We start from the raw sequence: 285 nt of genomic DNA, 5'->3' as shown, positions 1-285 counted from the left end.
TCTGCACAGAAGTGTTCCAGTCCATATCCGACAGACGGTTCTTTGCCTCCCTGTATGCTGGTGTTGACATCTGGAAGCGGTTAAACATCAGATACGAGAGCATGTTTGCCGTAATGCTTGTACCCGGTACTATCTCGTCATAAAGGCTTGCCCGGACGTCATCCTTCATAGGAAGGAACATGCTTTCAATCCTGCCGTCGGCATGTTTCACCTTAAGCACTTCAAAGTGATGTTCCTCAATGTAGCTCACGATATTTCTTATTTTACGGTAGCTTGATGATATCA

General features: G+C 45.6%; 1 pseudogene. It reads right to left on the bottom strand.

Features of this window, described 5'->3' with window-relative positions:
• Positions 1–285: pseudogene (locus H6A27_RS14800) on the bottom strand (IS66 family transposase); the annotation flags it as partial.

The sequence above is a fragment of the Bacteroides caecigallinarum genome (assembly GCF_016902295.1).
Classification (GTDB): domain Bacteria; phylum Bacteroidota; class Bacteroidia; order Bacteroidales; family Bacteroidaceae; genus Phocaeicola; species Phocaeicola caecigallinarum_A.
This window is presented reverse-complemented; position numbering and strand designations above follow the sequence as displayed.